16 protein-coding genes and 3 pseudogenes are annotated in these 24,016 nt (G+C 61.6%); 12 read left to right on the top strand and 7 right to left on the bottom strand.

Annotated elements, in window-relative coordinates:
* Positions 1 to 2 precede the first annotated feature (2 nt).
* Both ABIE53_RS12100 and ABIE53_RS12095 read left to right on the top strand, forming a co-directional pair.
* The gene (locus tag ABIE53_RS12100) at positions 3 to 332 is read left to right on the top strand and encodes a colicin immunity protein (protein ID WP_107707655.1); all 330 of its coding nucleotides are present in this window, start codon (positions 3 to 5) and stop codon (positions 330 to 332) included.
* 121 nt (positions 333 to 453) lie between these two features.
* Positions 454 to 894 carry a hypothetical protein gene (locus ABIE53_RS12095; protein ID WP_207909686.1) on the top strand — a complete coding sequence of 147 codons (441 nt, stop codon included), beginning with the start codon at positions 454 to 456 and terminating at the stop codon, positions 892 to 894.
* 475 nt (positions 895 to 1,369) lie between these two features.
* Here ABIE53_RS12095 and ABIE53_RS12090 read toward each other — a convergent pair.
* Positions 1,370 to 1,696: pseudogene (locus ABIE53_RS12090) on the bottom strand (transposase); the annotation flags it as partial.
* A gap of 372 nt (positions 1,697 to 2,068) precedes the next feature.
* Here ABIE53_RS12090 and ABIE53_RS12085 point away from each other — a divergent pair.
* Positions 2,069 to 2,338: pseudogene (locus ABIE53_RS12085) on the top strand (Arm DNA-binding domain-containing protein); the annotation flags it as partial.
* A 164-nt stretch (positions 2,339 to 2,502) separates the two neighbouring features.
* Here the strand turns inward: ABIE53_RS12085 and ABIE53_RS12080 are convergent.
* Positions 2,503 to 2,715, bottom strand: coding sequence for an FAD-dependent monooxygenase (locus ABIE53_RS12080; RefSeq protein WP_310399736.1), 213 nt, complete (start codon positions 2,713 to 2,715; stop codon positions 2,503 to 2,505).
* 67 nt (positions 2,716 to 2,782) lie between these two features.
* Between ABIE53_RS12080 and ABIE53_RS12075 the strand changes: the two genes are divergently transcribed.
* Together ABIE53_RS12075 and ABIE53_RS12070 are read left to right on the top strand one after the other, a co-directional pair.
* Positions 2,783 to 3,118: a helix-turn-helix domain-containing protein gene (locus tag ABIE53_RS12075; protein ID WP_053858234.1), complete on the top strand. Its 336-nt coding sequence runs from the start codon at positions 2,783 to 2,785 to the stop codon at positions 3,116 to 3,118.
* Positions 3,119 to 3,136: 18 nt separating this feature from the next.
* Positions 3,137 to 3,247 (top strand): annotated as a pseudogene (locus ABIE53_RS12070) (helix-turn-helix domain-containing protein); the annotation flags it as partial.
* A 185-nt stretch (positions 3,248 to 3,432) separates the two neighbouring features.
* On the opposite strand, the gene ABIE53_RS12065 reads toward ABIE53_RS12070, so the two are convergent.
* Complete coding sequence (locus ABIE53_RS12065) at positions 3,433 to 4,344, bottom strand: LysR family transcriptional regulator (protein WP_029971596.1); 912 nt, start codon at positions 4,342 to 4,344, stop codon at positions 3,433 to 3,435.
* A gap of 165 nt (positions 4,345 to 4,509) precedes the next feature.
* Between ABIE53_RS12065 and ABIE53_RS12060 the strand changes: the two genes are divergently transcribed.
* Genes ABIE53_RS12060 through ABIE53_RS12050 form a run of 3 tightly spaced genes read left to right on the top strand, consistent with a single transcriptional unit; the run spans position 4,510 to position 10,394 of the window.
* The gene (locus tag ABIE53_RS12060) at positions 4,510 to 7,956 is read left to right on the top strand and encodes a molybdopterin-dependent oxidoreductase (RefSeq protein WP_107706821.1); all 3,447 of its coding nucleotides are present in this window, start codon (positions 4,510 to 4,512) and stop codon (positions 7,954 to 7,956) included.
* Between the two features lie 26 nt (positions 7,957 to 7,982).
* Entirely contained in the window at positions 7,983 to 8,918 is a 936-nt protein-coding gene (lhpI, locus tag ABIE53_RS12055; RefSeq protein WP_107706697.1) for a bifunctional Delta(1)-pyrroline-2-carboxylate/Delta(1)-piperideine-2-carboxylate reductase, read from the top strand.
* Between the two features lie 24 nt (positions 8,919 to 8,942).
* Positions 8,943 to 10,394 carry a short-chain fatty acid transporter gene (locus ABIE53_RS12050; RefSeq protein WP_053859044.1) on the top strand — a complete coding sequence of 484 codons (1,452 nt, stop codon included), beginning with the start codon at positions 8,943 to 8,945 and terminating at the stop codon, positions 10,392 to 10,394.
* Between the two features lie 53 nt (positions 10,395 to 10,447).
* Here ABIE53_RS12050 and ABIE53_RS12045 read toward each other — a convergent pair whose 3' ends face one another.
* The 4 genes from ABIE53_RS12045 to ABIE53_RS12030 form a co-directional block, all read right to left on the bottom strand.
* Positions 10,448 to 12,010: a DHA2 family efflux MFS transporter permease subunit gene (locus tag ABIE53_RS12045; RefSeq protein WP_006050945.1), complete on the bottom strand. Its 1,563-nt coding sequence runs from the start codon at positions 12,008 to 12,010 to the stop codon at positions 10,448 to 10,450.
* A 31-nt stretch (positions 12,011 to 12,041) separates the two neighbouring features.
* Positions 12,042 to 13,304 carry an EmrA/EmrK family multidrug efflux transporter periplasmic adaptor subunit gene (locus tag ABIE53_RS12040; protein WP_006050944.1) on the bottom strand — a complete coding sequence of 421 codons (1,263 nt, stop codon included), beginning with the start codon at positions 13,302 to 13,304 and terminating at the stop codon, positions 12,042 to 12,044.
* An 88-nt stretch (positions 13,305 to 13,392) separates the two neighbouring features.
* Complete coding sequence (locus tag ABIE53_RS12035; RefSeq protein WP_006050943.1) at positions 13,393 to 14,949, bottom strand: efflux transporter outer membrane subunit; 1,557 nt, start codon at positions 14,947 to 14,949, stop codon at positions 13,393 to 13,395.
* A 48-nt stretch (positions 14,950 to 14,997) separates the two neighbouring features.
* Entirely contained in the window at positions 14,998 to 15,513 is a 516-nt protein-coding gene (locus ABIE53_RS12030; protein WP_006050942.1) for a MarR family winged helix-turn-helix transcriptional regulator, read from the bottom strand.
* A gap of 356 nt (positions 15,514 to 15,869) precedes the next feature.
* Between ABIE53_RS12030 and typA the strand changes: the two genes are divergently transcribed.
* From typA to lpdA, 4 genes are all read left to right on the top strand, one after another.
* Complete coding sequence (typA, locus tag ABIE53_RS12025) at positions 15,870 to 17,696, top strand: translational GTPase TypA (RefSeq protein WP_107706698.1); 1,827 nt, start codon at positions 15,870 to 15,872, stop codon at positions 17,694 to 17,696.
* Between the two features lie 392 nt (positions 17,697 to 18,088).
* Complete coding sequence (locus ABIE53_RS12020; RefSeq protein ID WP_006050940.1) at positions 18,089 to 20,950, top strand: 2-oxoglutarate dehydrogenase E1 component; 2,862 nt, start codon at positions 18,089 to 18,091, stop codon at positions 20,948 to 20,950.
* 143 nt (positions 20,951 to 21,093) lie between these two features.
* Entirely contained in the window at positions 21,094 to 22,377 is a 1,284-nt protein-coding gene (odhB, locus tag ABIE53_RS12015; protein ID WP_029971603.1) for a 2-oxoglutarate dehydrogenase complex dihydrolipoyllysine-residue succinyltransferase, read from the top strand.
* A gap of 164 nt (positions 22,378 to 22,541) precedes the next feature.
* Positions 22,542 to 23,972, top strand: coding sequence for a dihydrolipoyl dehydrogenase (gene lpdA, locus ABIE53_RS12010; RefSeq protein ID WP_107706699.1), 1,431 nt, complete (start codon positions 22,542 to 22,544; stop codon positions 23,970 to 23,972).
* The last annotated feature ends 44 nt before the right edge of the window (positions 23,973 to 24,016 follow it).

Here is a 24,016-nt window from a genome sequence, read left to right as displayed (position 1 = left end):
AGATGAAAATTGATCTTCAACGACGCTACGATTCTTCGGACGACTTCTTCTCAATAGGTGGGAGCATTGTGATGAAGTTGTCCGCCGATGCGGCAATTGCGGTTTGTGAGCGGGCGGGGCAACACGGTTTGATTATCGCTAGGATCGAGGGAGGAATTTGGCATTTCCCCGGTTTCGAAGCGAGGCTTGATTGCATTTGGGATGGCGTCGATCCGCCCGTTGATGATGGTGTCGCGGAACAAAACAATCTAGCCGCGGCCGAGTTCATTCGCTCAGAGAGCCAAGTTCACGATGTCTTTGTTGTAACGGCCCCGCAGATGACAGGCTGGTGAACTGGACGAAGAGCATCCTAACCAACGTCGGCGCAGGTGATTTGTTGTCACAAACAATAGCCTGCCTAACAATGCATCCTAGCTGTCTCACATCTTCCGTGACGACGCCGGGATCAGACCGATGCTCCTGAAAATCGGCAAGCGTTGGTTAATCTGGTCAACAATGCCGGCAATAGCTTCGGTACCGACCAGTTTGGTAATCAATGGTTTGCTCATACGCAGCCAAACGGAACTCAGCTTTGGGGAAGTGTCCGAAACGGGGTTATCAAAATGGCGGATTGAATACGACGCCCCGGAGCTTCAGCCCAGCTACCGGATTGTCGAAAGGGAAATAGCAATGAACGCTGAAAATTTGACACCTGAACTCGCGTATCTAGCGATGTATGAGTTCCTAGCGGAGCTGTACCAGCGAACGAAGTCGGACGAGTTAGGTTCGTTGTTGGGCAGCATGAGTTATCTAGCCGATGGCGAAACAGCTGATCCCGCAGTCTGGACGGATTGGATGCGCTGCGTGACCAAAGTCTTGGTTGGAGAAGGCGATGCAAAACTCAAATTGCGATGAGTTGCTGCCACAAACAGAAAAGCATCCTTGCTACTTCCCTGCACGCGTCCTCGTTGGAGTGCATTTGCTTCGAAGTATGCATCGCGCTCTGAATTTAATCGGTGGCCGCGTCGGTTGTGCCCCGGTGCGCGGCGGTGGCGATGCCGCGCAAATGCGCGAATCGCCGTGGGACGCCGGGCCGTCACCGGCCGGGGTAATCGCGAATGTTCGTGGTAGGGATGCGGACTGGATCTTGGACTTCTTGGGGGTAGCTCATGTATTCATACGAAGACCTCATCCGCGCGGTCAAGCCGTACATCAAACTGGGGCAGCTAGTAGCGGCGGCCATCCGATAGCTTGGTTACTCAACCAAGAATGCTCCTAAAGGCTGGCAGCGGGAACTCGAACGGCGTCTTGATCTACCTGCAAGCTAGCTGCCGAACTCGATCGAAGCTAACGTCAAGAGTGGTGTATGGGCGGCTTAATAGCGTCCGACTCAAGCGGCGAGTTTCTGCAGAACCGGCTGGTCGCCTTCCACCGGTTCGCCGTCCCTAAAGGCGATGCGCTCTAGTAACAGCTTGATCCGTTCGGGGTCGTTGATGCGGCGCTAGGTTTTCTCAGCTTCCATGACTAGCTTGAATGCCAAGCCGAGGAACGTAGGTCGGGACAGGCAGGTGCGCGTACGAGTCGTCCGGTGTCGCACGATTGCGAACGTCGACTCAACCGCATTCGCCATGCGCAAATGCTGCCAGTGTTCGGCCGGAAAGTCGTAAAAGGCCAACAGGCTCTCCCGGTCCTTCGTCAGCGTTTCGGTCGCCTTTGGACATATCGCACGAGCTTCGCGCTTTGGAGGTGTGCGAAGGGAGCACGTGATCTTGAACATCGCGGCATCTGTTGGCTTTAAGCGGCTGCGTCGGAAGGAGCCTGGCGGTATTTGTGACGGTATTACCTTTGTGCAATGTCTTTCGGTACTCTTTCTCCGCGGGAGTTGTGACGGAAAGGGGCGCTGTCCTCCATTGCAATCGACCGGAAGCCGAGAAGTGCTGGTGGGATTTGTCGGCATCGTTGTCGGTATCGCTGTCGTGTCAAACTGCGGAAGTGCCGTCTACGCAAGGCTCCAGCCCAATGATTGACAATCGAGTGGGAGTGATTTAGGATCCTCTGCAGAGGTCTGCAGAGGTCCATAAGCGCCTGGATTTCCCCGACGCTTACGGACCCCGGATTGCGGGCGCTCAACCCGACCGGCAGTATCTACAAGGTGGCCACCAAAGTGGCCGACCAACGTGGCCTGTATGTGGCCGTTACGTCGTCTGAGGTAGTTAGTTTCCCGTTCGACTATCGCCTGAATGGGCGTCGCGAGACGTTGGTCATAGGTCGCTACGATCCGCGGCTCCCTGCCTGCGGAACGCGTGATGCCGAGGAACTGACTCTCGGTATGTCATTGAGTCTCGCAGAGGCGAGGCTTGGATGGACCCAGCGCCAGCGCGCGCCATCCCTCCCGGTCCGATAGACATTTCGGCGGGAGAGCCGTCTCGAGGAGACTGCTCTGCGAAGAAGCGTGCCCGGTGCGCACGAACTCTGCCGCCTGATGCCGCTTGTGCTCCCGTAAAGCAGTGTGTGCGAGCGCCACTACGCGTCGAACCATTCGCCGAAACCGCGCAAACATTCTTCAACGATAGGCGCCGCCCGATCAAGCATGACTTGCTCCTGTGCGCAAACCGCGTCTCGCCAGTTTGCCGCCGCGACGATTGCTTCAGCGAGTTCGGCAGCGTCAAGCATGGCCAGATTGACGCCTGCGCCCATTGGCGGCATTACGTGGGCGGCATCGCCTACGAGCGTCAGTCCCGACTTCGCGGGCCATGTCGTCCCAGCAGGAAGACTGCTACCGCAGGTCCTGGCGGTCGGACCTTTGCTCGGAGCGCTGATACAGCGCGTCGCACCGTGGAACCATCCCGTCGAGCGGACGCCTGAAGAGGCGCGGGTCGTCTCAGTGCTGATAGACGAAATGCGCGCGGCAGAGCATGAACCACTGCACCTTCCCATACCGGACGACAAGCGCCTGCTGAAGATGGTCAGCATCGTGCTGAAGGATTTGAGCCGGGAACACTCTCTGGAAGCACTGTCGTCAATGGCCGGCCTGTCGGCTAGAACCGCTCGGCGCCTGTTTTCCGTATCGCTCGGCATATCGTTGGCCGAGTGGCGACAGCAGGCGTTGCTGCTGCGTGCCGTGTATCTGCTCGCGTAGGGCGAGTGCGTCTCGGCGGTCGCAGACGTCTTGGGCTATGCCAGCCCAAGCAGTTTCATCGCGATGTTCCGCAAGGCTTTTGGCGAGACGCCGGGGAGATATGTCAGGGCTGCGGGGCAGGATGCCTGATATTGACGTTCTGGCGAAAGCGTTTAGTTTTGCCGGCTCGGCAAGTAGCGCCTTTTGCCTGTCGGCCCAAGAATCTGCCGTTCGCCTTCACCTGGCTCGTAGGTGTGACGTTCGTGTGTCGGCTTCGCATCAATTCCCGGTCGCTCGCATACCGAACGTCCGCTATGTCCGTCAGGAACGATCAACTATTGGATTGTCTTCTTCCAGGACCGGAAGAGATCTAGCAGCACTTTCGCGGGCGTCGGCAGGATGCTCTTTCGGTGCCAGACGGCGCCGACGTCCATGGTCGGGATCGGAATGCTCAGGTCACGCCTCATAATCCGGCTCCCTTCGAGCGACCACGGACGATAGACGAGGTCCGAAAGAATCGTGACGCCCAACCCGAGTGCGACCATGCTTCGCACGGCTTCTATCGACTTGCTCTGGATACGCACGTGCGGTGCGAGGCCATATTTTCCCCAATACTTGCGAACAGTTCGGACATGCTCGTCCATGTCGAGTAAAAGGTAGTCCTCCTGCGCAATGTCCTGCAGCGTGACCTGTTGTGCATCTTGCAACGGGTGATCCGGATGGGTCCAAAGCCGGCGCATGGAGCGCAGAATCGTTTCGTATTTCAGCTCGTCCACGTTGGCCGTATTGGACACAAGCATCAGACCGATATCAAGCTGATTGTCGACGAGACGTTGCTCGATATCCTCGCGCGCGTCTTCGATGACCTCGACAGTCAGGTGCTCGAAGCGCTGCGAGACGGTAGCAAGCATTGACGGCATCAGGTAAGCCGAGACGGTTTCCGTGACGCCCACCCGAACGTGCCCCGAAATCTGTTCAGGTTCCTCCTGGGCCGCGACCACGGCGCGCCCGACGGACACATTCGCGTTCTGCACATGCCGAAGAAATCGCTCGCCTGCTCGGGTCAGGCGGACGCCCCTTGCGTGGCGCTGCAGCAGCGGCACCCCCACGGTGTCTTCGAGATTCTTCAGCGCGATCGTCATCGACGACTGCGAAACGGCGCAGAGATTGGCAGATCTGGAGATCTGCCCGGTATCAGCCACCGAGATGAAGTATTCGATCTGGCGAAGCGTAATGTGTGTGGCCACGTTGACGTACTCCCCTAGGTTGTGGCGCCGTGCAAACCGACGGCGCGAACCCACGACCGAACTGAGGTATTGAAAAATTATATATCGCGAGGCAAGAAATATGAATTAGGCAGGGCAATTTCGGCTGCATAGCATCCCGTCATGAAAGGAAACAGTGGAACGATGATGGAGACGCAGGAGAAGAAGGGGTACTGCACGTTATGCCGGTCAAGATGCGGCACGATCAATACGGTCCGCGGCGACGTGTTGCTGAAGGTTCGTCCCGACAACACGCACCCGACCGGCAACGCGATGTGCATGAAAGGCAAGGCCGCGCCGGAACTCGTACACAGCCCCGACCGGGTGTTGTATCCCATGCGCCGCACTGCCCCAAAAGGGGCGGCCGATCCGCGCTGGAAACGGATCAGCTGGGACGAGGCCCTTGACGAGATCGCGACCACGCTCGCGCACGTCAAGCGGGAAAACGGCGCTGAATCGGTGGTGTTCGGCGTCACCACCCCGAGCGGTACGCCGATGAGCGACAGCATCGACTGGGTGGAGCGATTCGTGTGGTCTTTCGGGAGTCCGAATATCTGCTACGCAACCGAGATCTGCAACTGGCATAAGGATTTCGCGCACGTGTTTACGTTCGGTTGCGGCATGCCAACGGCCGATTACCGGAATTCCGACGTCATCGTGCTTTGGGGTACGAATCCAGCCAACACGTGGCTGGCCCAGGCGGACAGTATCGCAGCGGGTCGGCGCAACGGCGCAAAGCTGATTGTCGTGGACCCGAGACCCACGGCGCTTGCGCGCGATGCGGATGTATGGCTGCGCGTGCAGCCAGGCACGGACGGCGCGCTTGCTATGGGAATTGCCCGGCAAATGATCGCGACGGGAAATATCGACGATACATTTGTCCGCGAGTGGACGAATGGCGCGTTCCTGGTTCGTCGTGATAGCGGATATTTTCTGCGTGAGCGCGACATCGATCCGGAGTCGTCGAACAATCGATATGCGGTCTGGAATGGCGCGCTCAATCGACTCGAACTCGTCGGAGAGGAGGCGAGCACGTCGCCGTCCGATCTTTCGATTTCAGCCTCGTATCAGATTCGCGTATTCGACCTGACGGGCCGGGTGATAGAAGTCACGTGTACGCCCGCTTTCGAGGTGTACCGCGATGCGCTGTCTGGTTACACGCCCGAACACGTGAGCAGAATCACCGGTGTCGACGCCTCGGCGATCGAAATCGTGGCGGCGATGCTCAGCCCACGCCAGCGCATTGCCTATCACGCGTGGTCTGGCGTGGGACAACATACGAACGCGACGCAAACGGAGCGGGCGATCGCTACGCTGTATGCACTGACAGGTGCATTCGATACGCAGGGTTCAAACCGCGAGTTGCTGAAGCAGCCAGCAAATCCTCTCAGTAATTACGCCATGCTGAGTCCTCAGCAGCGAACAAAGGCGCTCGGACTTGACGAGCGACCGCTCGGTCCGCCGTCCCAGGGATGGGTGACCGCGCGCGACGTTTATCGTGCGATTCTCGAGTCCAGGCCTTATCGGGTGCGCGCGCTTGTCGCGTTCGGCACCAACATGGTGATGTCGCAAGCCGACAGCGCATTGGCGCGGGACGCGCTGTGCGCACTGGATTTTCATGTCCATTGCGACCTGTTCGAAACGCCATCCGCCCGCTATGCGGATATTCTCCTTCCGGTCAATACGCCTTGGGAACGGGAAGGACTGCGTCTCGGCTTCGAGATCAATGAGCGGGCCGTCGAATTGGTCCAGTTGCGGCAGCGGATGGTGACGCCTCGCGGGGAGAGCCGGGCGGACTACAACATCGTGCTGGATCTGGCGGTCAGGCTCGGGATGGGGGATCAATTCTTCGGTGGCGACGTCGAAAAAGGATGGAACCATGTTCTCGAACCGTTGGGCCTGGACGTCGCGACGCTGCGTTCACATCCCGAAGGCATTTACCGGCCGCTCAGGCAGCAGGAAAAGCAATACGCTTGCGCCACGCCGAATGGCCCGCGAGGCTTTGCGACCGAAACGCGGCGCGTCGAGTTCTATTCGGAGAAGCTGCATCGGTACGGTTATCCGGCCGTACCTCACTATGTACCGCCGAGCCGCGGAGAAGTAGCACGCGCAGCTGAGCGTCGACGCTTTCCCTATACGCTCACTTCCTTCAAGAACGGCTACTACTGCCACAGCCAGCATCGTAGCCTGCCAAGCCTTCGTCGCCGTGCCCCTTATCCCGTCGCGGAACTGAGCGCCGATCTGGCGGCCGTGAAGGGCATTGTCGACGGCGACTGGATACGCGTCGCCAGTACCAACGGCACCGCGCGATTTCGTGCGCGAGTTGTCCCCGAACTCGCGCCGGATGTCGTAGTCGCGGAGTATGGCTGGTGGCAGGCGTGCGACGAAATCGGCATGGAATCGTCGGCGGCACTGGGAAGCGCAAACAGTAACTACAACAGCATCGTGTCCGGCGCCATTGTCGATCCGCTGAGCGGTTCGTCGCCGCTTCGTGCCGTGCCATGCGACGTCACGCTCGACGCGTCGGTCGATCCAGCGCGACGGGCATGGCAAGGATTCCGGGACTTTGTCGTGTCGGCCGTACATGGAGAAGCCGAAGGCGTTCGCACGGTTACGTTCAGCGCAGCCGACGGTGGACCGCTCCCCGACTATCTGCCCGGACAGCATGTGACGGTCCATATTCCGGAGTTGTGCGAAGGAGGAACGACGCGTGCCTATTCGCTCACTGGCCATGCGATTGAAAGCGATCGCCGGACATACTCGATCTCCGTGCGCCATCAGCGAGGCCGAAGTGCCGATGGTGAGCAGTTCGAGGGCGTCATGTCCTCGCATATTCATCGCGAGTTGGCAGTTGGACACAGGGTCTTGCTTCAAGCCCCCAGCGGCACCTTCGTCGTACCGCCGGCTTCGAAGCGACCGGTCGTCATATTCGCGGGTGGGATTGGAATAACGCCCTTCATTTCGTGGCTGGAAACGATCGGGGAACTGGGCACACAAGCGCCTGAATCGCAGCTGTTTTACGCGAATCTCAATAGCTCGACTCATGCGTTCCGGAAACGAATTGCGCAATTGCAGCGTGCGTTGCCAACGCTCAAGGTCGTGAATTGCTATAACCAGCCGCGCGACGAAGTACTCGGACGCGACTTCGAGATGCAGGGCTACCTCACTGCGGACGTCGTGGACGACGCATTGATACAGCACCGCGCGCGATTCTATTTATGCGGCCCGGAGCCGATGATGAACGCCATCACGGCAGGCCTCGTCGAGCGCGGCGTACCGCCGTTCGATATCTTCAGCGAGGCCTTTCGGTCTCCGTCAAAGCCGGCCCTCGATCCATCACAGCGCTTCGCCGTCGAATTCCGGCGGTCGCGGATCAAGGCGGAATGGGCACCCGAACGGGGAAGCCTGCTCAGCTTCGGCGAGAGCCTCGGCATCAGCATGCCGAGCGGCTGCCGGGTCGGGCAATGCGAGAGCTGTGCCGTCAAGGTCCTGGCGGGCAAGGTGTCGCATATGACGGGGCATGGGCCGGATGAAGCCGATATGTGCCTCGCCTGCCAGGCGATCCCGGCCACTGATATTTCCATTGAAGCGTGAATGACCCACGAGGAGCCAAATCGAGCATGAAATTTTTCGACACGCCAGCGACACGCGAAGCGCTGGACTTCGCCACGCTGATTCCGTCGCTGAAGAAGGCGTTCATCAAGGGGTGTGAGGTTCCACTCCGGCACTCGCACACGATCAATAGCGGCGACGGCAATAGCGGCACCGTATTGATCATGCCGGCGTGGGAGGCGGACGGATATCTCGGCATCAAGACCGTGAACATTTTCCCCGGTAACCAGGGCCGCGGAATGCCCGGCTTGCACTCGACTTACGTGCTGTACGACGCCAGCACGGGTGAGCCACTCGCGCAGATGGACGGCAATGAAATCACCTCACGCCGGACCGCCGCCGCCTCGGCACTCGCTGCAACCTTTCTGGCGCGCGACGACTCCTCGCACATGGTGCTGTTGGGCGCCGGACGCGTGGCAAGCCTGGTGCCGTCAGCGTATCGAAGCCAGCTCCCAATCACGCATGTCGAGGTCTGGGACATCTATCCGGAATCGGCCGCGCGACTCGTGCAGCAACTGCGAGGCGAAGGTTTCAATGCGGCCGTTGTCGCCAGTCTGCCGGACAGCGTGGCGCGCGCGGATGTCGTGAGCTGCGCGACGCTCGCCACCGAGTCGATCGTACGCGGCTCGTGGTTGAAAGCGGGAACGCATCTCGATCTTATCGGAAGCTTCACGCCGCAGATGCGCGAGGCTGACGACGATTGTTTCCGCCACGCACGCGTGTTTGTGGATACGGACGAGGCGCCGCAGAAGTCCGGCGACCTGATTGGGCCGTTGTCGCGCAACGTGATTTCGCCGGCGGACCTGAACGGTACGCTCGCGGCCCTGTGCCGGGGCGACGTCGGTGGGCGATTCGACGGCAGCGAGCGCACGGTATTCAAAGCGGTGGGGACCGCACTCGAAGACCTGGCTGCGGCAGTGCAGGTTTATGAACAGCATGTTTAATCACTCGAAGCGTCGGAGACCATGATGAAGGAATTGAACCGTCAGCAAGACCTGGCAGCCTCGACAGCCGACGATGCAGTCGGACTCGAGCGTATGGCCGCAGCAGTGACCCGTTGGTCGGAAAAGTGGTTTCCCGACGCATACATATTCGCGGCGATCGCGGTTGTCGTCGTCGCGGTCGGCGCGCTGGCGACGGGCGCGCCTGCACAACGTGTGGGCATTGCCTTCGGAGACGGATTCTGGAGCCTGATTCCCTTTACGATGCAGATGGCGATCGTGGCCATTTCAGGCTACGTGGTCGCGGTATCTCCGCCTGCCGCCAAATTGATCGCATGGCTTGCCCGCTTGCCGTCGAACGGCAAGTCTGCGGTGGCATTCGTCGCGCTGGTCAGCATTTCGGCGTCGCTTTTCAACTGGGCGATCAGCCTGATCTTCAGCGGCCTGCTGGTTCGTGCGCTCGCTCGTCGCACCGGGCTCCGTATGGACTATCGAGCGGCGGGTGCCGCCGCCTATCTCGGCATGGGCGCGACCTGGGCGCTGGGATTGAGTTCGTCGGCATCGCAATTGCAGGCGAATCCGGACAGTTTGCCGAAAGCGCTGCTGGCGATCACCGGTGTCATTCCGTTCTCCGAAACGATTTTTCTTCCCCAGTCGTTGCTGATAGTCGCCGCTCTGACCGTCGTATCGCTTTTGATCGCGTATCTCTCTGCGCCGGGCACCGAACGCGCCAAAACCGCGCAGCATCTGGGCATCTCGCTGAACGAGGCGGAACTCGAAGTAGCAGCGCCTTCACGCCCCGGCGACTGGCTCGAGTACAGCCCGTTGATCACAATCCTGATCGTCGCACTCGGCTCTGTTTGGGCATGGCACGAATTCACCGCGAAAAATCCGGTGCTGGCGATCTCGAATCTCAATACCTACAACTTCGTGTTCCTGTTGGCCGGGATGCTGTTGAACTGGCGCCCCCGCCGCTTCCTGAACGCCGTGGCGAAATCGGTGCCGTCCGTGGCTGGCGTGTTGATCCAGTTTCCTCTCTACGGAGGCATTGCGTACATGCTGACGAAAGCCTCCGCGCCGTCGGGACTACCGTTGGCCGATCATCTTTCGCATTTCTTCGTTGCAGTGTCGTCGCATGCGTCGTTTCCGGCGCTGATGGGCATCTACTCTGCCGTCCTTGGATTCTTCGTGCCGTCAGGTGGCGGGAAATGGATCATCGAGGCACCGTACGTGATCGCGGCAGCCAGGGAACTGCAGGTTCATCTGGGCTGGGCGGTAACCGTCTACAACGCGGCGGAGGCGTTGCCGAATTTGATCAACCCTTTCTGGATGCTGCCGTTGCTAGGCGTGCTGGGATTGCGGGCTCGCGACGTGGTGGGCTTCACGTTTACCCAGTTCATCGTGCATCTTCCGCTCGTGATCTTCATGCTGTGGATTCTTGCGGGGACGTTGACCTTCCATCCCCCCGTCATGCCCTGATCCGTCTGTGGCGCCAGCCCGGTGCAGCAGGTTGTCAGTCTGGTCTGCTCGTCTCAATGCGCCGCCGCAGCAGCCGCGCCCGCATCGCCACCGGCTCTTTCCGGCTTCGTGATCCAGATCAGCGCAATCAGCGCGACGAAGATGCCGGCCGAAACGAAGAACAGGTCGTTCACGCCCAATTGCGCGGCCTGTTGCGTCGCCATCGAATTGAAGAGCCCATACGCTTGCGGTTGACTGAAACCCGCCGCGCCCATTTGCCGGATCGACTGATCGAAGACCGGGTTGTAGGCGTTGGCGCGCTCGGTCAGTTGCGCATGATGCATGATAGAGCGATGGTCCCACGCCGTCTGAAAGATCGACGTGCCGATGCCGCCGCACATGATCCGCACGAAGTTCGACAAGCCCGAGGCCGCCGGAATCCGGTTGCCCGGCAAGCCCGACAGCGTGATCGACACGAGCGGAATGAAGAACCCGGCCATGCCGATGCCCTGAATCAGCGTGGGCAACAGCAGCGAGTACGTATCGACGCCGGTCGTGTAGCGCGAGCGCATCCAGAAGCACAGCGCGAACACGAGGAACGACAGGGTCGCGATGTAGCGCGGATCGGTGCGTGGCAAGACCTTGCCCGTGATCGGCGACAGCAGCACGGCAAACAGTCCGACGGGCGCCATCACGAGACCGGCGTCGGTCGCCGTGTAGCCGATGTCGGTTTGCAGCCACAGCGGCAATAGCACGAGATTGCCGAAGTAAAGGCCGTAGCCGATCGACAGCGCGACCGTGCCGCCCGTGAAATTGCGCTTGCTGAAGAGCGAGAGGTCGACCACCGGATGCTCGGCCGTCAATTCCCACACGATAAAAAACGCGAGCGCGATCACGGCGACGAGCGCCAGCACGACGATCGTGGTCGACGAAAACCAGTCGAGGTCCTTGCCCTTGTCGAGCATGACCTGCAACGAGCCGACCCACAAGATCAGCAGGCCCAGGCCGACACCGTCGATCGGCGCCTTTTTCACGACGGAATCGCGGTTGCGGAAGATCATCCACGTCGCGGCCGCGGCGACGGCGCCGACGGGAATGTTGACGTAGAAAATCCACGGCCACGAAATGTTGTCCGAGATCCAGCCGCCGAGAATCGGGCCGGCGACCGGCGCGATCAACGTGGTCATTGCCCACATCGACAGCGCCATCGGCGCCTTCGCGCGCGGATAGCTCGCGAGCAGCAGCGTTTGCGACAGCGGAATCATCGGGCCGGCCACCGCGCCTTGCAGCACGCGCGAGGCGAGCAGGAAGGGCAGCGTCGGCGCGAGGCCGCACATCCATGACGAGATCACGAACAGCACGATCGACGCCATGAAAAGCCGCACCTGGCCGATGCGGTCGGTGAGCCAGCCGGTCAGCGGCACGGAGATCGCGTTGGCGACCGCGAACGACGTGATCACCCACGTGCCCTGATCGGCCGACACGCCGAGGTCGCCGGAAATGGACGGGATGGAGACGTTCGCGATCGACGTGTCGAGCACGTTCATGAAAACGGCGAGCGACACCGCGATGGTGCCGATCACCAGTTGCGCCCCCTCGAGCGGCGGATGAGGGGCTTGCGCCTGAGCCTGAGCCATTCAAAAAGCCTTGTAGGAGTCGCCGCGCGGCTTACATCAGTTTTGCGGCCGCAGCCGCGGGCTTGCCGGTTCCCGACTGCACGGCTTTCTGCGCGCCAGCGTTCGGACCTGCGTTTTCCGCGATGATGCGGGCGATTTCGGCGTCGGCTTCGTCGCCGTATTTCGCGAACACGTTCGTCTGATAGACGGTGTTCTGCGCGTTGCCGAGCTGGCCGCCGTTCTCGTCCTTGATGCTGACGTCGGCTTGCATCGACAGGCCGATACGCAGCGGATGCTTTTCAAGCTCCTGCGGATCGAGCGCGATACGCACCGGCAGGCGCTGCACCACCTTGATCCAGTTGCCCGTCGCGTTCTGCGCGGGCAGCAGCGAAAACGCCGAACCCGTGCCCGCCGAGAAGCCGACCACCTTGCCGTGATAGACGACCGACGAACCGTACACGTCGGCGGTCAGTTCGACCGGCTGGCCGATGCGCATGTGCTTGAGCTGCACTTCCTTGAAGTTGGCGTCGACCCAGACGGCGCCGAGCGGCACGATCGCCATGAGCGGCGTGCCCGGCGAGACGCGCTGTCCGACCTGCACCGAGCGTTTCGCGACATAGCCGGTGACCGGTGCCGGCAGCGTGTTGCGCGCATTGTTCAGATACGCGTCGCGGACCTTCGCGGCAGAAGCCTGCACGTTCGGGTGATTCGCGATCGTCGTGTTCGCGGTCAGCGCGCGGTTCGACGCGAGTTGTTGCTGGGCGGCCTCGACGGCGGCCTGGGCGCTCTTCACGGCGTCGCGTGCGTGGGAAATTTCTTCCTGCGACACCGCGCCGGTTTGAGCCACGGTCATGCGGCGCTTCAGGTCGTCCTGAGCACGCGACAGGTCGGACTGGCGCTGGGCGACCTGAGCCTGGTACTGGTTGTCGTCGGCGAAGAGGCCGCGCACCTGGCGCACCGTCTGCGCGAGATTCGCTTCGGCCTGTTCGAGCGCGACGCGGGCGTCGGCCGGATCGAGCACGACGAGCGGGTCGCCGGCCTTGACCGTTTGGGTGTCGTCGGCGTTGACCGCGACGACCGTGCCGGTGACCTGCGGCGTGATCTGCACGACGTTGCCGTTCACGTAGGCGTCGTCGGTGTCTTCGTGAAAGCGCGCCACGAGGAAGTAGTACAGGCCGTAGGCGATGGCGGCGATCAGGATCACGATGACGAGCAGCGTCATCATGCGCTTGCGTTTGCCGTTGTTCGCGGATTGCGCCGGCTTGTTCGGCTGTGCCGGCTGGTTGTTAGCCGCGGGCTGCTGGGGGGTGCTCATTGATGTGCTCCGGGTTCTCTCTAACGTCGTCGTTTATTCGGATGTTCGTGTGTGGTCTGTTGCTGTCGATCCGTTGCGGTCCGCGCTGTTACTTCGCAGCCGCAGCCGTGGTCGTGGCGGTGGCCGCGGTGCCGCTGGCGCTTGCCGCGGCGGCCGGCGCGGCTGCTTGCTGGGGTCCGTCGCCAGGCACCACGAGCCCGGTTTGCGTCGCGTCGAAACCGCCGCCGAGCGCCTTGACGAGACCGATCTGCAGATCGCGGCGGCGCATCTTCAACGTGGTCACGGTCTGTTCGGCGGCGAGGCGGTTCTGGTCCGCGGTCAGCACCTGCAATTGCGGCGACAACCCGGCCTTGTAGCGGATCACGGCGAGCTGATACGCCTTCGTGGATGCGTCGAGCGCGCGCTGTGCGTCGCCCGATTGCTGGTCGATCGAGCGGATCGACGAGACTTGCGTGGCTACATCCGACAAAGCATTGATCAGCGTCTGGTTGTAATTCGCGACGTCCAGGTCGAAGTCGGCGTAACGGCCCTTCAACTGCGAGCGCAGCGCGCCGGCGTCGAAGATCGGCAGATGAACCGCCGGGCCGAACTGTATCTGCCGGCTGCCGGCCTTCAGGAAGCGGCCCCAGCCGAACGCGTCGAAGCCGAAAGCGGCGGCGAGATTCACATCGGGGAAAAACTCGGCCTTCGCTTCCTTCACGTCGTGCATCGCCGCTTCGACCTGCCAGCGTGCGGCCACGATGTCCGCGCGGCGCGCGACCAGGTCGGCCGGCAGATTGTCGGGCAGGGTCACCGCGTTGCCGGCGCCGAGCACAGGTTGCGCGATCTGCAGGCCGCGGTCGGGCCCCTTGCCGAGCAGCGCGCCCAACTGATAGCGCACCACGGTGATCTGGCCGTCGAGGTCGGTCAGGTTCGACTGGCTCGTCGCGATATTGCCGGTCGCGGTCTGGCGTTCGACGTTGGTGTCGAGGCCCGCGGCGACGCGGCCATTCGTGATCCGGCCGATTTCCTGGCGATTCTCGATCTCGCGCGCGGCGATGTCGCGCAGCGCGTAGAGCTGCGCAAGCTGGTTATAGGTGCTCGCCACGGAGGCCGCGAGCGTCACGCGCGCCTGCTGCATGTCCGCCTGAGCCGCCTTTTCCTGCGACACCGCCTGGCCGAGCCGCTGACGGTTCTTGCCCCACAGGTCGAGGTCCCACGAGGCGCTCGCCAGCACGTTGTTTTCGCTATACCAGGTGCCACCGTACGGAGGCGGGTAGAGCGCGTTGCCGGAGAAGAGTTCGCGCGTCCACGAATAGCTGCCGTTGACCTTCGGATAGAGCGCCGAGCGCGAACTTTCGATATACGACGACGCCTTCGCGAGACGCGCCTGCGCCTGCGCGATCGATGGATTGCCTTCCAGCGCTTCGTCAATCAGCTTCGGCAACTGGGGATCGCCAAACTGGTTCGCCCACTCGAGCGACGGCCACTGGCCGCCCTGGCCCGTCAGACTCTGCGTGGACTCGTACTGCTCCGGCGACGAGATCTGCTTGTCGCTTTTGACACCGAAGTAGTTCGCGCACCCCGCGAGGGCGAGCGCTGCCACCGCGGCGGCGACAGCGGCCCGGCGCGGAAACGCGGGCGCGGACAGGGAAAGGGATTTCATCGCTCGACTCTTTGAGTGGAATGTAATGATGGACGCTGCAAGTAATTTTTAAGTCTTGTTGCCGGAGCTGCTTGCCGCATCGCGAGCAAATGCCGTGCATTCGCCGGAATTGATCAGGGCTCGCCGCAGCATGCTCTTTAAGAAGCCCACTTCTTCCGGGGTGAAACCGGAGAGCAGACTATCCAGCACGCTGGTGAAAATCTTCGGCATCTTCGCCGCGATTGCGTGGCCTTCCGGCGTCAGCGCGAGCCGCACGGCGCGCCGGTCTTCGCTGCTGCGCACCCGCGTCAGCAGCCCGCGCTTTTCCAGCCGGTCGATCAGCCTCGTGACGGCGCTTGCGTCGATGCCGTATTCGCGGGCCAGTTCGGCCGCCAGCACGCATTTGCCGCTCGCCACCATGAACAGGATGCTGCCCTGCTGACTGGTGATGCCCAGTTCGGCCATGCTGCGCTGGGTGACCATGTTCGACATGGTCGACTTCACTCGCGCGAGCAGGTAGCCGACGCTTTCGCCGAGCTGATACTCGCTGATCTCCGGCGCGGGTGTTGAGGACGGCTCCGTCATGATTCTCGTGCGAATGCAATGGTTGACTATGCACGATTATAGGAGCCGGATGATTGACGCGGCAAGGGTTATTACAGCTTAGGCAAGGAATTTTCCGCACTCAAGAAGGAATCGGCGCGTTTTTGCGTAGGCGCAAATGAGGTGCGCTGTCAGTGTTGCGGGCTGCAAATGGCACGCCGCGGCGTCCGCTATCGGGGAATACCAGAAAGCGTCACCATCGCGTGCTATAATGTTGGGTTCCCAAAAGTGCGCTTTGGGCTTGTCGTAATTTTGTCCTCGTATTGCTCTGATAGAAGGGTAAGCGGCAGGGGTAAGCGGCATGAGCAAGCGGCGCACTCAACTGTCTCCAGGTTCCTATGACCCGCGCCCTACGCAACATCGCCATCATTGCCCACGTCGACCACGGCAAGACCACGCTCGTCGACCAGCTCCTCCGTCAGACCGCCACGTTCCGCGACAACCAGCAGATTGCCGAACGCGTGATGGACTCGAACGACATCGAAAAAGAACGTGGCATCACGATTCTTTCCAAGAACTGCGCCGTCGAATACGAAGGCACGCACATCAACATCGTCGACACGCCGGGACACGCCGACTTCGGCGGTGAAGTGGAGCGCGTGCTGTCGATGGTCGACTCCGTGCTGCTGCTCGTCGACGCCGTCGAAGGCCCGATGCCGCAAACGCGCTTCGTGACCAAGAAGGCGCTGGCGCTCGGCCTGAAGCCGATCGTCGTGATCAACAAGGTTGACCGTCCGGGCGCGCGTATCGACTGGGTGATCAACCAGACGTTCGACCTGTTCGACAAGCTCGGCGCGACCGACGAGCAGCTCGATTTCCCGATCGTCTACGCGTCGGGCCTGAACGGCTATGCCGGCCTCACGCCGGACGTGCGCGAAGGCGACATGCGCCCGCTGTTCGAAGCCGTGCTCAAGCACGTGCCGGTGCGCGCAGCCGACCCGGAAGGCCCGCTGCAATTGCAGATCACGTCGCTCGACTACTCGTCGTATGTCGGCCGTATCGGCGTGGGCCGCATCACGCGTGGCCGCATCAAGCCGGGCATGGCCGTCGCCGTGCGTTCGGGTCCGGACGGCGCGATTCTGAACCGCAAGATCAACCAGGTGCTGTCGTTCAAGGGTCTCGAGCGCGTGCAGGTCGAGTCGGCGGAAGCGGGCGACATCGTGCTGATCAACGGTATCGAGGAAATCGGCATCGGCGTGACCATCTGCTCGCCGGAACAGCCGGAAGCGCTGCCCATGATCACCGTCGACGAACCGACGCTGACCATGAACTTCCTCGTCAATTCGTCGCCGCTGGCTGGCCGTGAAGGAAAGTTCGTCACGAGCCGTCAGATTCGCGACCGCCTGATGAAGGAACTGAACCACAACGTCGCGCTGCGCGTGAAAGAAACCGGCGACGAAACCACGTTCGAAGTGGCGGGCCGCGGCGAACTGCACCTGACCATTCTCGTGGAAAACATGCGTCGCGAAGGCTATGAGCTGGCCGTGTCGCGTCCGCGCGTGGTGATGCAGGAAATCGACGGCGTGAAGCACGAGCCGTACGAAAACCTGACCGTCGACATGGAAGACGCGCACCAGGGCGGCGTGATGGAAGAGTTGGGCCGCCGCAAGGGCGAAATGCTCGACATGGCGTCGGACGGCCGTGGCCGCACGCGTCTCGAGTATCGTATTTCGGCGCGTGGCCTGATCGGCTTCCAGTCGGAATTCCTGACGCTCACGCGTGGTACGGGCCTGATGAGCCACACGTTCGACTCGTATCAGCCGGTCAAGGAAGGCGCGGTCGGCGAGCGCCGCAACGGCGTGCTGATTTCGCAGGACGACGGCGCCGCAGTCGCTTACGCGCTGTGGAAGCTGCAGGACCGCGGCCGTATGTTCGTGTCGCCGGGCGAGCCGCTGTATGAAGGCATGATCATCGGCATTCATAGCCGTGACAACGACCTGGTCGTGAACCCCATCAAGGGCAAGCAGCTCACCAACGTGCGTTCGTCGGGTACGGACGAAGCCGTGCGCCTCGTGCCGCCGATCCAGATGTCGCTGGAATACGCGGTCGAGTTTATCGACGACGACGAACTGGTCGAGGTCACGCCGCAATCCATCCGTCTGCGCAAGCGCTACCTGAAGGAACACGAGCGCCGCAGCGCAAGCCGTAAGGGCGCGGTGGACTAGGAGCAGCGCGCGCCGGTTACGGCGCCTTTGCTCTGACTGCTGTTCAAAAGCCACCCGAAGCCTTCTTCGGGTGGCTTTTTGTTTTTGCCGCGCCGATAGCGTTATCAGCACTTACCGCCGGTTCGCACTTCGTTTATGCGCGTTTGTCTCCGTTAATCGCAGAAGACTGTTGCGCGCCGCGAAAATCGCCGCGAAGGCCCGTCGTTGCGGGCCCGGGCGGCAATCCGTCTGCTATCTGGACTATCGGTTCTGTGATATGCTCCCCGGGTGCAAGTTTTAGGTCCTTCCAAGCAAGACTTGATTCGCGCAATCCGCTAAACGGTCAGGCCGTGTCGCGGAAGGTTCTGTAACCCGCTATTTCTCGAGAAACTCGAAGAAAGGTGAGCGTAAAAATGATGAAGCAATTCCAGTCGAACTCTTATCTGTTCGGCGGCAATGCTCCGTACGTAGAAGAAATGTACGAAGCATATCTCGACAATCCGGCGTCAGTGCCCGAGAACTGGCGCAGCTATTTCGACGCGTTGCAGAATGTTCCCGCATCGGACGGCAGCAATGCCAACGACGTGGCCCACGGCCCGATCGTCGAATCGTTTGCGCAACGGGCCAAGGCCAATGCCTTCATCCCGCGCACCGCACCCGGCGGCGAAGACCTCGCTACCGCGCGAAAGCAAGTCTATGTGCAGTCCCTCATCGGCGCATATCGCTTCCTCGGCTCGCAATGGGCCAATCTCGATCCCCTGAAGCGCCGCGAACGTCCCGCAATCCCCGAACTCGAACCCGCGTTCTACGACTTCACCGAAGCCGACATGGACCAGGAGTTCAGCGCCACGAATCTGTATTTCGGATTCGAGCGCGCGTCGCTGCGTGAGATCGTCAAGGCACTGCGCGACACGTATTGCGGCACGATCGGCGCCGAGTACATGTACATCAGCGATCCGGAACAGAAGCGCTGGTGGAAGGAAAAGCTGGAGTCGATCCGCTCCACGCCGAACTTCTCGAACGAGAAGAAGAAGCACATCCTGAATCGCCTGACGGCCGCTGAAGGCCTCGAGCGCTTCCTGCACACCAAATACGTCGGCCAGAAGCGCTTTTCGCTGGAAGGCGGCGAGAGCTTCATCGCGTCGATGGACGAAGTCGTGCGTCACGGCGGTGCTCGCGGCGTCCAGGAAATCGTCATCGGCATGGCTCACCGTGGCCGTCTGAACGTGCTGGTCAATACGCTCGGCAAGATGCCGGCTGACCTGTTCGCCGAATTCGAAGGCAAGCACGTCGACGACCTGCCGGCCGGCGACGTCAAGTACCACAAGGGTTTCTCGTCGGACGTCTCGACCGAAGGCGGCCCGGTTCACCTGTCGCTCGCGTTCAACCCGTCGCACCTCGAAATCGTCAACCCGGTGGTCGAAGGTTCGGCGAAGGCGCGTATGGACCGTCGCGGCGACGACAGCGGCCTGCAAGTGCTGCCGGTGCAGATCCACGGCGACGCGGCTTTTGCCGGCCAGGGCGTCGTGATGGAAACGCTGAACCTCGCGCAAACGCGCGGTTACGGCACGCACGGCACGCTGCACATCGTCATCAACAACCAGATCGGTTTCACGACGTCGGACCCGCGCGATTCGCGCTCCACGTTGTACTGCTCGGACGTCGTCAAGATGATCGAGGCGCCGGTGCTGCACGTGAACGGCGACGATCCGGAAGCGGTCGTTCTGGCCACGCAACTGGCTATCGACTTCCGCATGCAGTTCCACAAGGATGTCGTGGTCGACATCGTGTGCTTCCGCAAGCTGGGTCACAACGAGCAGGACACGCCGGCTGTCACGCAGCCGCTGATGTACAAGACCATCGCCAAGCATCCGGGCACCCGCGCGCTGTACGCGGAAAAGCTGGTGCAGCAAGGCGTGATCACCGCCGAGGAAGGCGAGGAATTCGTCAAGGCGTATCGCAAGGCGATGGACGAAGGCCATCACACGGTCGATCCGGTGCTCTCGAACTACAAGAGCAAGTACGCGGTCGACTGGGTGCCGTTCCTGAACCGCAAGTGGACCGACGCAGCCGACACGGCCGTGCCGCTCGCGGAACTGAAGCGCCTCGCCGAGCGCATCACCACGATTCCGGAAAACTTCAAGGTTCACCCGCTGGTCGAGCGCGTCATCAACGACCGTCGCGCGATGGGCCGTGGCGAAGCGAAGCTCGACTGGGGCATGGGCGAGCATCTCGCGTTCGCGTCGCTGGTCGCATCGGGTTATGCCGTGCGTCTGACGGGTCAGGATTCGGGCCGCGGCACGTTCACGCACCGTCACGCGGTGCTGCACGACCAGAACCGCGAGCGCTGGAACGACGGCACGTACGTGCCGCTGCAGAACATCGCCGAAGGTCAGGCGAAGTTCACGGTAATCGACTCGGTGCTGTCGGAAGAAGCGGTGCTCGGCTTCGAATACGGTTACTCGACGGCTGAACCGAACACGTTCGTCGCGTGGGAAGCGCAGTTCGGCGACTTCGTGAACGGCGCGCAAGTCGTGATCGACCAGTTCATCTCGTCGGGCGAAGTAAAGTGGGGCCGCGTGTCGGGTCTCACCATGCTGCTGCCGCACGGCTACGAAGGCCAGGGTCCGGAGCACTCGTCGGCGCGTATCGAGCGTTTCCTGCAACTGTGCGCAGACCACAACATGCAGGTCGTTCAGCCGACCACGCCGGCGCAGATTTTCCACCTGCTGCGCCGTCAGATGATCCGCCTGTTCCGCAAGCCGCTGATCGTCGCCACGCCGAAATCGCTGCTGCGTCACAAGGAAGCGGTGTCGGATCTGTCGGAACTCGCGAAGGGTTCGTTCCAGCCGGTTATCGGCGAAGTGGACGACACCATCGACGCGAAGAAGGTCAAGCGCGTGCTGGCGTGCTCGGGCCGCGTGTACTACGACCTCGTCGCGCATCGCCGCGAAGCGAAGGCAAACGACGTCGCGATCATCCGTATCGAACAGCTCTATCCGTTTGCGCACAAGCAGTTCGAAACGGAAATGAAGAAGTACGACAACGCGACGGAAGTGGTGTGGGTCCAGGACGAGCCGCAGAATCAGGGCCCGTGGTTCTACATCGAGCATCACCTGAAGGAAGGCATGAAGGAAGGACAGAAGCTGGCATACAGCGGCCGTCCGGCTTCGGCTTCGCCGGCAGTGGGCTACTACGCGAAGCACTACGAGCAGCAGAAGGCGCTGGTCGAAGGCGCTTTCGGCCGCCTCAAGAGCGCGTCGATCGCTAAATAAAGAGAACAGACGAACCGGGAAAGCGCAGCGCGCTTTCCCGTGCCGCGTTCTGCAACCCATCAAGGTTGAAGCGCGGCACGCAGGGTTCGCAGGCGGTCGTCGTTCACCGCGCCGTCACCCGATACGTATTCAGGATATTCATAATGGCTATTGTTGAAGTCAAGGTTCCCCAGCTGTCCGAGTCGGTCTCGGAAGCCACCATGCTGCAGTGGAAGAAGAAGCCCGGCGAGGCTGTGGCGCAAGACGAAATTCTCATCGAAATCGAGACCGACAAGGTCGTGCTCGAAGTGCCGGCACCCTCGGCCGGCGTGCTCGCGCAAGTCATCGCGAACGACGGCGACACCGTCACGGCCGATCAGGTCATCGCCAAGATCGACACCGAAGGCAAGGCTGGCGCCGCTGCCGTCGAAGCCGAAGTGAAGCCGGCTCCCGAAGCGTCGCCGGCTCCGGCTCCTGCTGCCGCACCGGCCGCGCAAGCCGCATCCGCAACGGGTGCGAACACCGCTGCTTCGCCGGCTGCCGGCAAGCTGATGGCGGAGAAGGGCCTGTCGTCGGGCGACGTCGCCGGCACGGGCCGCGACGGCCGCATCACCAAGGGCGACGTGCTGACGGCCGGCGCACCCGCCGCCAAGGCCGCAGCGCCGGCACCGGCTGCCGCACCGAAGGCCGCCAAGCCGTCGCTGCCGGACGTGAAGGCGCCGGCATCGGCTGATCAATGGCTGAAGGACCGCCCGGAACAACGCGTGCCGATGTCGCGTCTGCGCGCGCGTATCGCCGAGCGTCTGCTCGAGTCGCAGCAAACCAACGCGATCCTGACCACGTTCAACGAAGTGAACATGGCGCCGGTCATGGATCTGCGCAACAAGTACAAGGACAAGTTCGAGAAGGAACATGGCGTGAAGCTCGGCTTCATGTCGTTCTTCGTGAAGGCGGCTGTTCACGCGCTGAAGAAGTTCCCGCTGGTGAATGCGTCCATCGACGGTAACGACATCGTCTATCACGGCTACTTCGACATCGGTATCGCTGTCGGTTCGCCGCGCGGTCTGGTGGTGCCGATCCTGCGCAATGCAGATCAGCTGAGCCTCGCCGACATCGAGAAGAAGATCGCCGAGTTCGGTCAGAAGGCGAAAGACGGCAAGCTGTCCATCGACGAAATGACGGGCGGTACGTTCTCCATCTCGAACGGCGGCGTGTTCGGCTCGATGCTGTCGACGCCGATCATCAACCCGCCGCAGTCCGCGATTCTCGGCGTGCACGCCACGAAGGAACGCGCCGTGGTCGAGAACGGCCAGATCGTGATCCGCCCGATGAACTATCTGGCGCTGTCGTACGACCACCGGATCATCGACGGCCGCGAAGCGGTGCTGTCGCTGGTTGCCATGAAGGACGCGCTCGAAGATCCGGCGCGTCTGCTGCTCGACCTGTAAGCAACGGTCCGACCGGAGCCGGCTTGTAAAACACGCAAGCCGGCTCCAGATGAGCAATACGTCTTTCGCATTCCGCAGTACTGGAACGAGCCGCGCCACCAAGTGTGGCCAATAAGCTTGGCCAATAAGCGTGGCCGCGCCGTTCCGTCATCAAAAGGATTGTCATGTCCAAAGAATTTGACGTCGTCGTGATCGGCGCCGGCCCTGGCGGTTATATCGCCGCGATCCGCGCAGCGCAGCTCGGCAAGACCGTCGCATGTATCGAAAAATGGAAGAACCCGGCCGGCGCGCTGAAGCTCGGCGGCACCTGCCTGAACGTGGGCTGCATTCCATCGAAGGCGCTGCTCGCGTCGTCGGAAGAATTTGAAAACGCATCGCATCACCTCGCGGACCACGGCATTTCCGTGGAAAACGTGAAGGTCGACATCTCGAAGATGATGGCCCGCAAAGACGGCATCGTCGACAAGATGACGAAGGGCATCGAATTCCTGTTCCGCAAGAACAAGATCACGTGGCTCAAGGGCCACGGCAAGTTCACCGGCAAGACGGACGCCGGCGTGCAGATCGAAGTGAGCGGCGAAGGCGAAACCGAAGTGGTCACGGCGAAGAACGTGATCATTGCGACGGGTTCAAAGGCGCGCCATCTGCCGAACATTCCGGTCGACAACAAGATCGTCGCCGACAACGAAGGCGCGCTCGCTTTCGACTCGGCTCCGAAGAAGCTCGCCGTGATCGGCGCAGGCGTGATCGGCCTGGAACTCGGCTCGGTGTGGCGTCGTCTGGGCGCGGAAGTGACCGTGCTCGAAGCGCTGCCGGAATTCCTCGGCGCGGCTGACCAGGCTTTGGCGAAAGAAGCGGCCAAGCAGTTCAAGAAGCAGGGCCTCGACATTCACGTCGGCGTGAAGGTCGGCGAAGTCACGACCACTGAGAACAGCGTCACGATCAACTACACGGACAAGGACGGCAACGCGCAGAAGCTCGAAGCGGACCGCCTGATCGTGTCGATCGGCCGCGTGCCGAATACGGACAACCTCGGTCTCGAAGCAATCGGTCTGAAGGCGAACGAGCGCGGCTTCATCGACGTGGACGATCATTGCGCGACGGCCGTGCCGAACGTGTACGCGATCGGCGACGTGGTGCGCGGCCCGATGCTCGCGCACAAGGCTGAGGACGAAGGCGTGCTGGTGGCCGAGATCATCGACGGTCAGAAGCCGCATATCGACTACAACTGCATCCCGTGGGTGATCTACACCGAGCCGGAAATCGCGTGGGTCGGCAAGACCGAGCAGCAACTGAAGGCGGAAGGCCGCGAGGTCAAGACCGGCCAGTTCCCGTTCATGGCGAACGGCCGCGCGCTCGGCATCAACAAGGCGGATGGCTTCGTCAAGATGATCGCCGACGCAAAGACCGACGAACTGCTCGGCGTGCACATCATCTCGGCAAACGCATCGGATCTGATCGCAGAAGCCGTGGTCGCGATGGAGTTCAAGGCGGCGTCGGAAGACATCGGCCGCATTTGCCATCCGCACCCGTCGCTGTCGGAAGTCATGCGCGAAGCGGCGCTCGCCGTGGACAAGCGCGCGCTGAACATGTAAACGCGCACGCCTGACTGAACGCAACTTCGGCATTTCTGGCATCA

The sequence above is a fragment of the Paraburkholderia sp. OAS925 genome, from assembly GCF_040543975.1.
Classification (GTDB): Bacteria; Pseudomonadota; Gammaproteobacteria; order Burkholderiales; family Burkholderiaceae; genus Paraburkholderia; species Paraburkholderia graminis.
Note: the sequence above shows the minus strand (reverse complement) of the source record. Positions and strands in the feature narration are given on the sequence as shown.

Excerpts from the sequence above, each read along its gene's own strand:
- ABIE53_RS12100 (WP_107707655.1), top strand. The coding sequence starts at position 3 with ATGAAAATTGATCTTCAACGACGCTACGATTCTTCGGACGACTTCTTC.
- ABIE53_RS12095 (WP_207909686.1), top strand. The coding sequence starts at position 454 with ATGCTCCTGAAAATCGGCAAGCGTTGGTTAATCTGGTCAACAATGCCG.
- ABIE53_RS12060 (WP_107706821.1), top strand. The coding sequence starts at position 4,510 with ATGGAGACGCAGGAGAAGAAGGGGTACTGCACGTTATGCCGGTCAAGA.
- lhpI (WP_107706697.1), top strand. The coding sequence starts at position 7,983 with ATGAAATTTTTCGACACGCCAGCGACACGCGAAGCGCTGGACTTCGCC.
- ABIE53_RS12050 (WP_053859044.1), top strand. The coding sequence starts at position 8,943 with ATGAAGGAATTGAACCGTCAGCAAGACCTGGCAGCCTCGACAGCCGAC.
- ABIE53_RS12045 (WP_006050945.1), bottom strand. The coding sequence starts at position 12,010 with ATGGCTCAGGCTCAGGCGCAAGCCCCTCATCCGCCGCTCGAGGGGGCG.
- ABIE53_RS12040 (WP_006050944.1), bottom strand. The coding sequence starts at position 13,304 with ATGAGCACCCCCCAGCAGCCCGCGGCTAACAACCAGCCGGCACAGCCG.
- ABIE53_RS12035 (WP_006050943.1), bottom strand. The coding sequence starts at position 14,949 with ATGAAATCCCTTTCCCTGTCCGCGCCCGCGTTTCCGCGCCGGGCCGCT.
- ABIE53_RS12030 (WP_006050942.1), bottom strand. The coding sequence starts at position 15,513 with ATGACGGAGCCGTCCTCAACACCCGCGCCGGAGATCAGCGAGTATCAG.
- typA (WP_107706698.1), top strand. The coding sequence starts at position 15,870 with ATGACCCGCGCCCTACGCAACATCGCCATCATTGCCCACGTCGACCAC.
- ABIE53_RS12020 (WP_006050940.1), top strand. The coding sequence starts at position 18,089 with ATGATGAAGCAATTCCAGTCGAACTCTTATCTGTTCGGCGGCAATGCT.
- odhB (WP_029971603.1), top strand. The coding sequence starts at position 21,094 with ATGGCTATTGTTGAAGTCAAGGTTCCCCAGCTGTCCGAGTCGGTCTCG.
- lpdA (WP_107706699.1), top strand. The coding sequence starts at position 22,542 with ATGTCCAAAGAATTTGACGTCGTCGTGATCGGCGCCGGCCCTGGCGGT.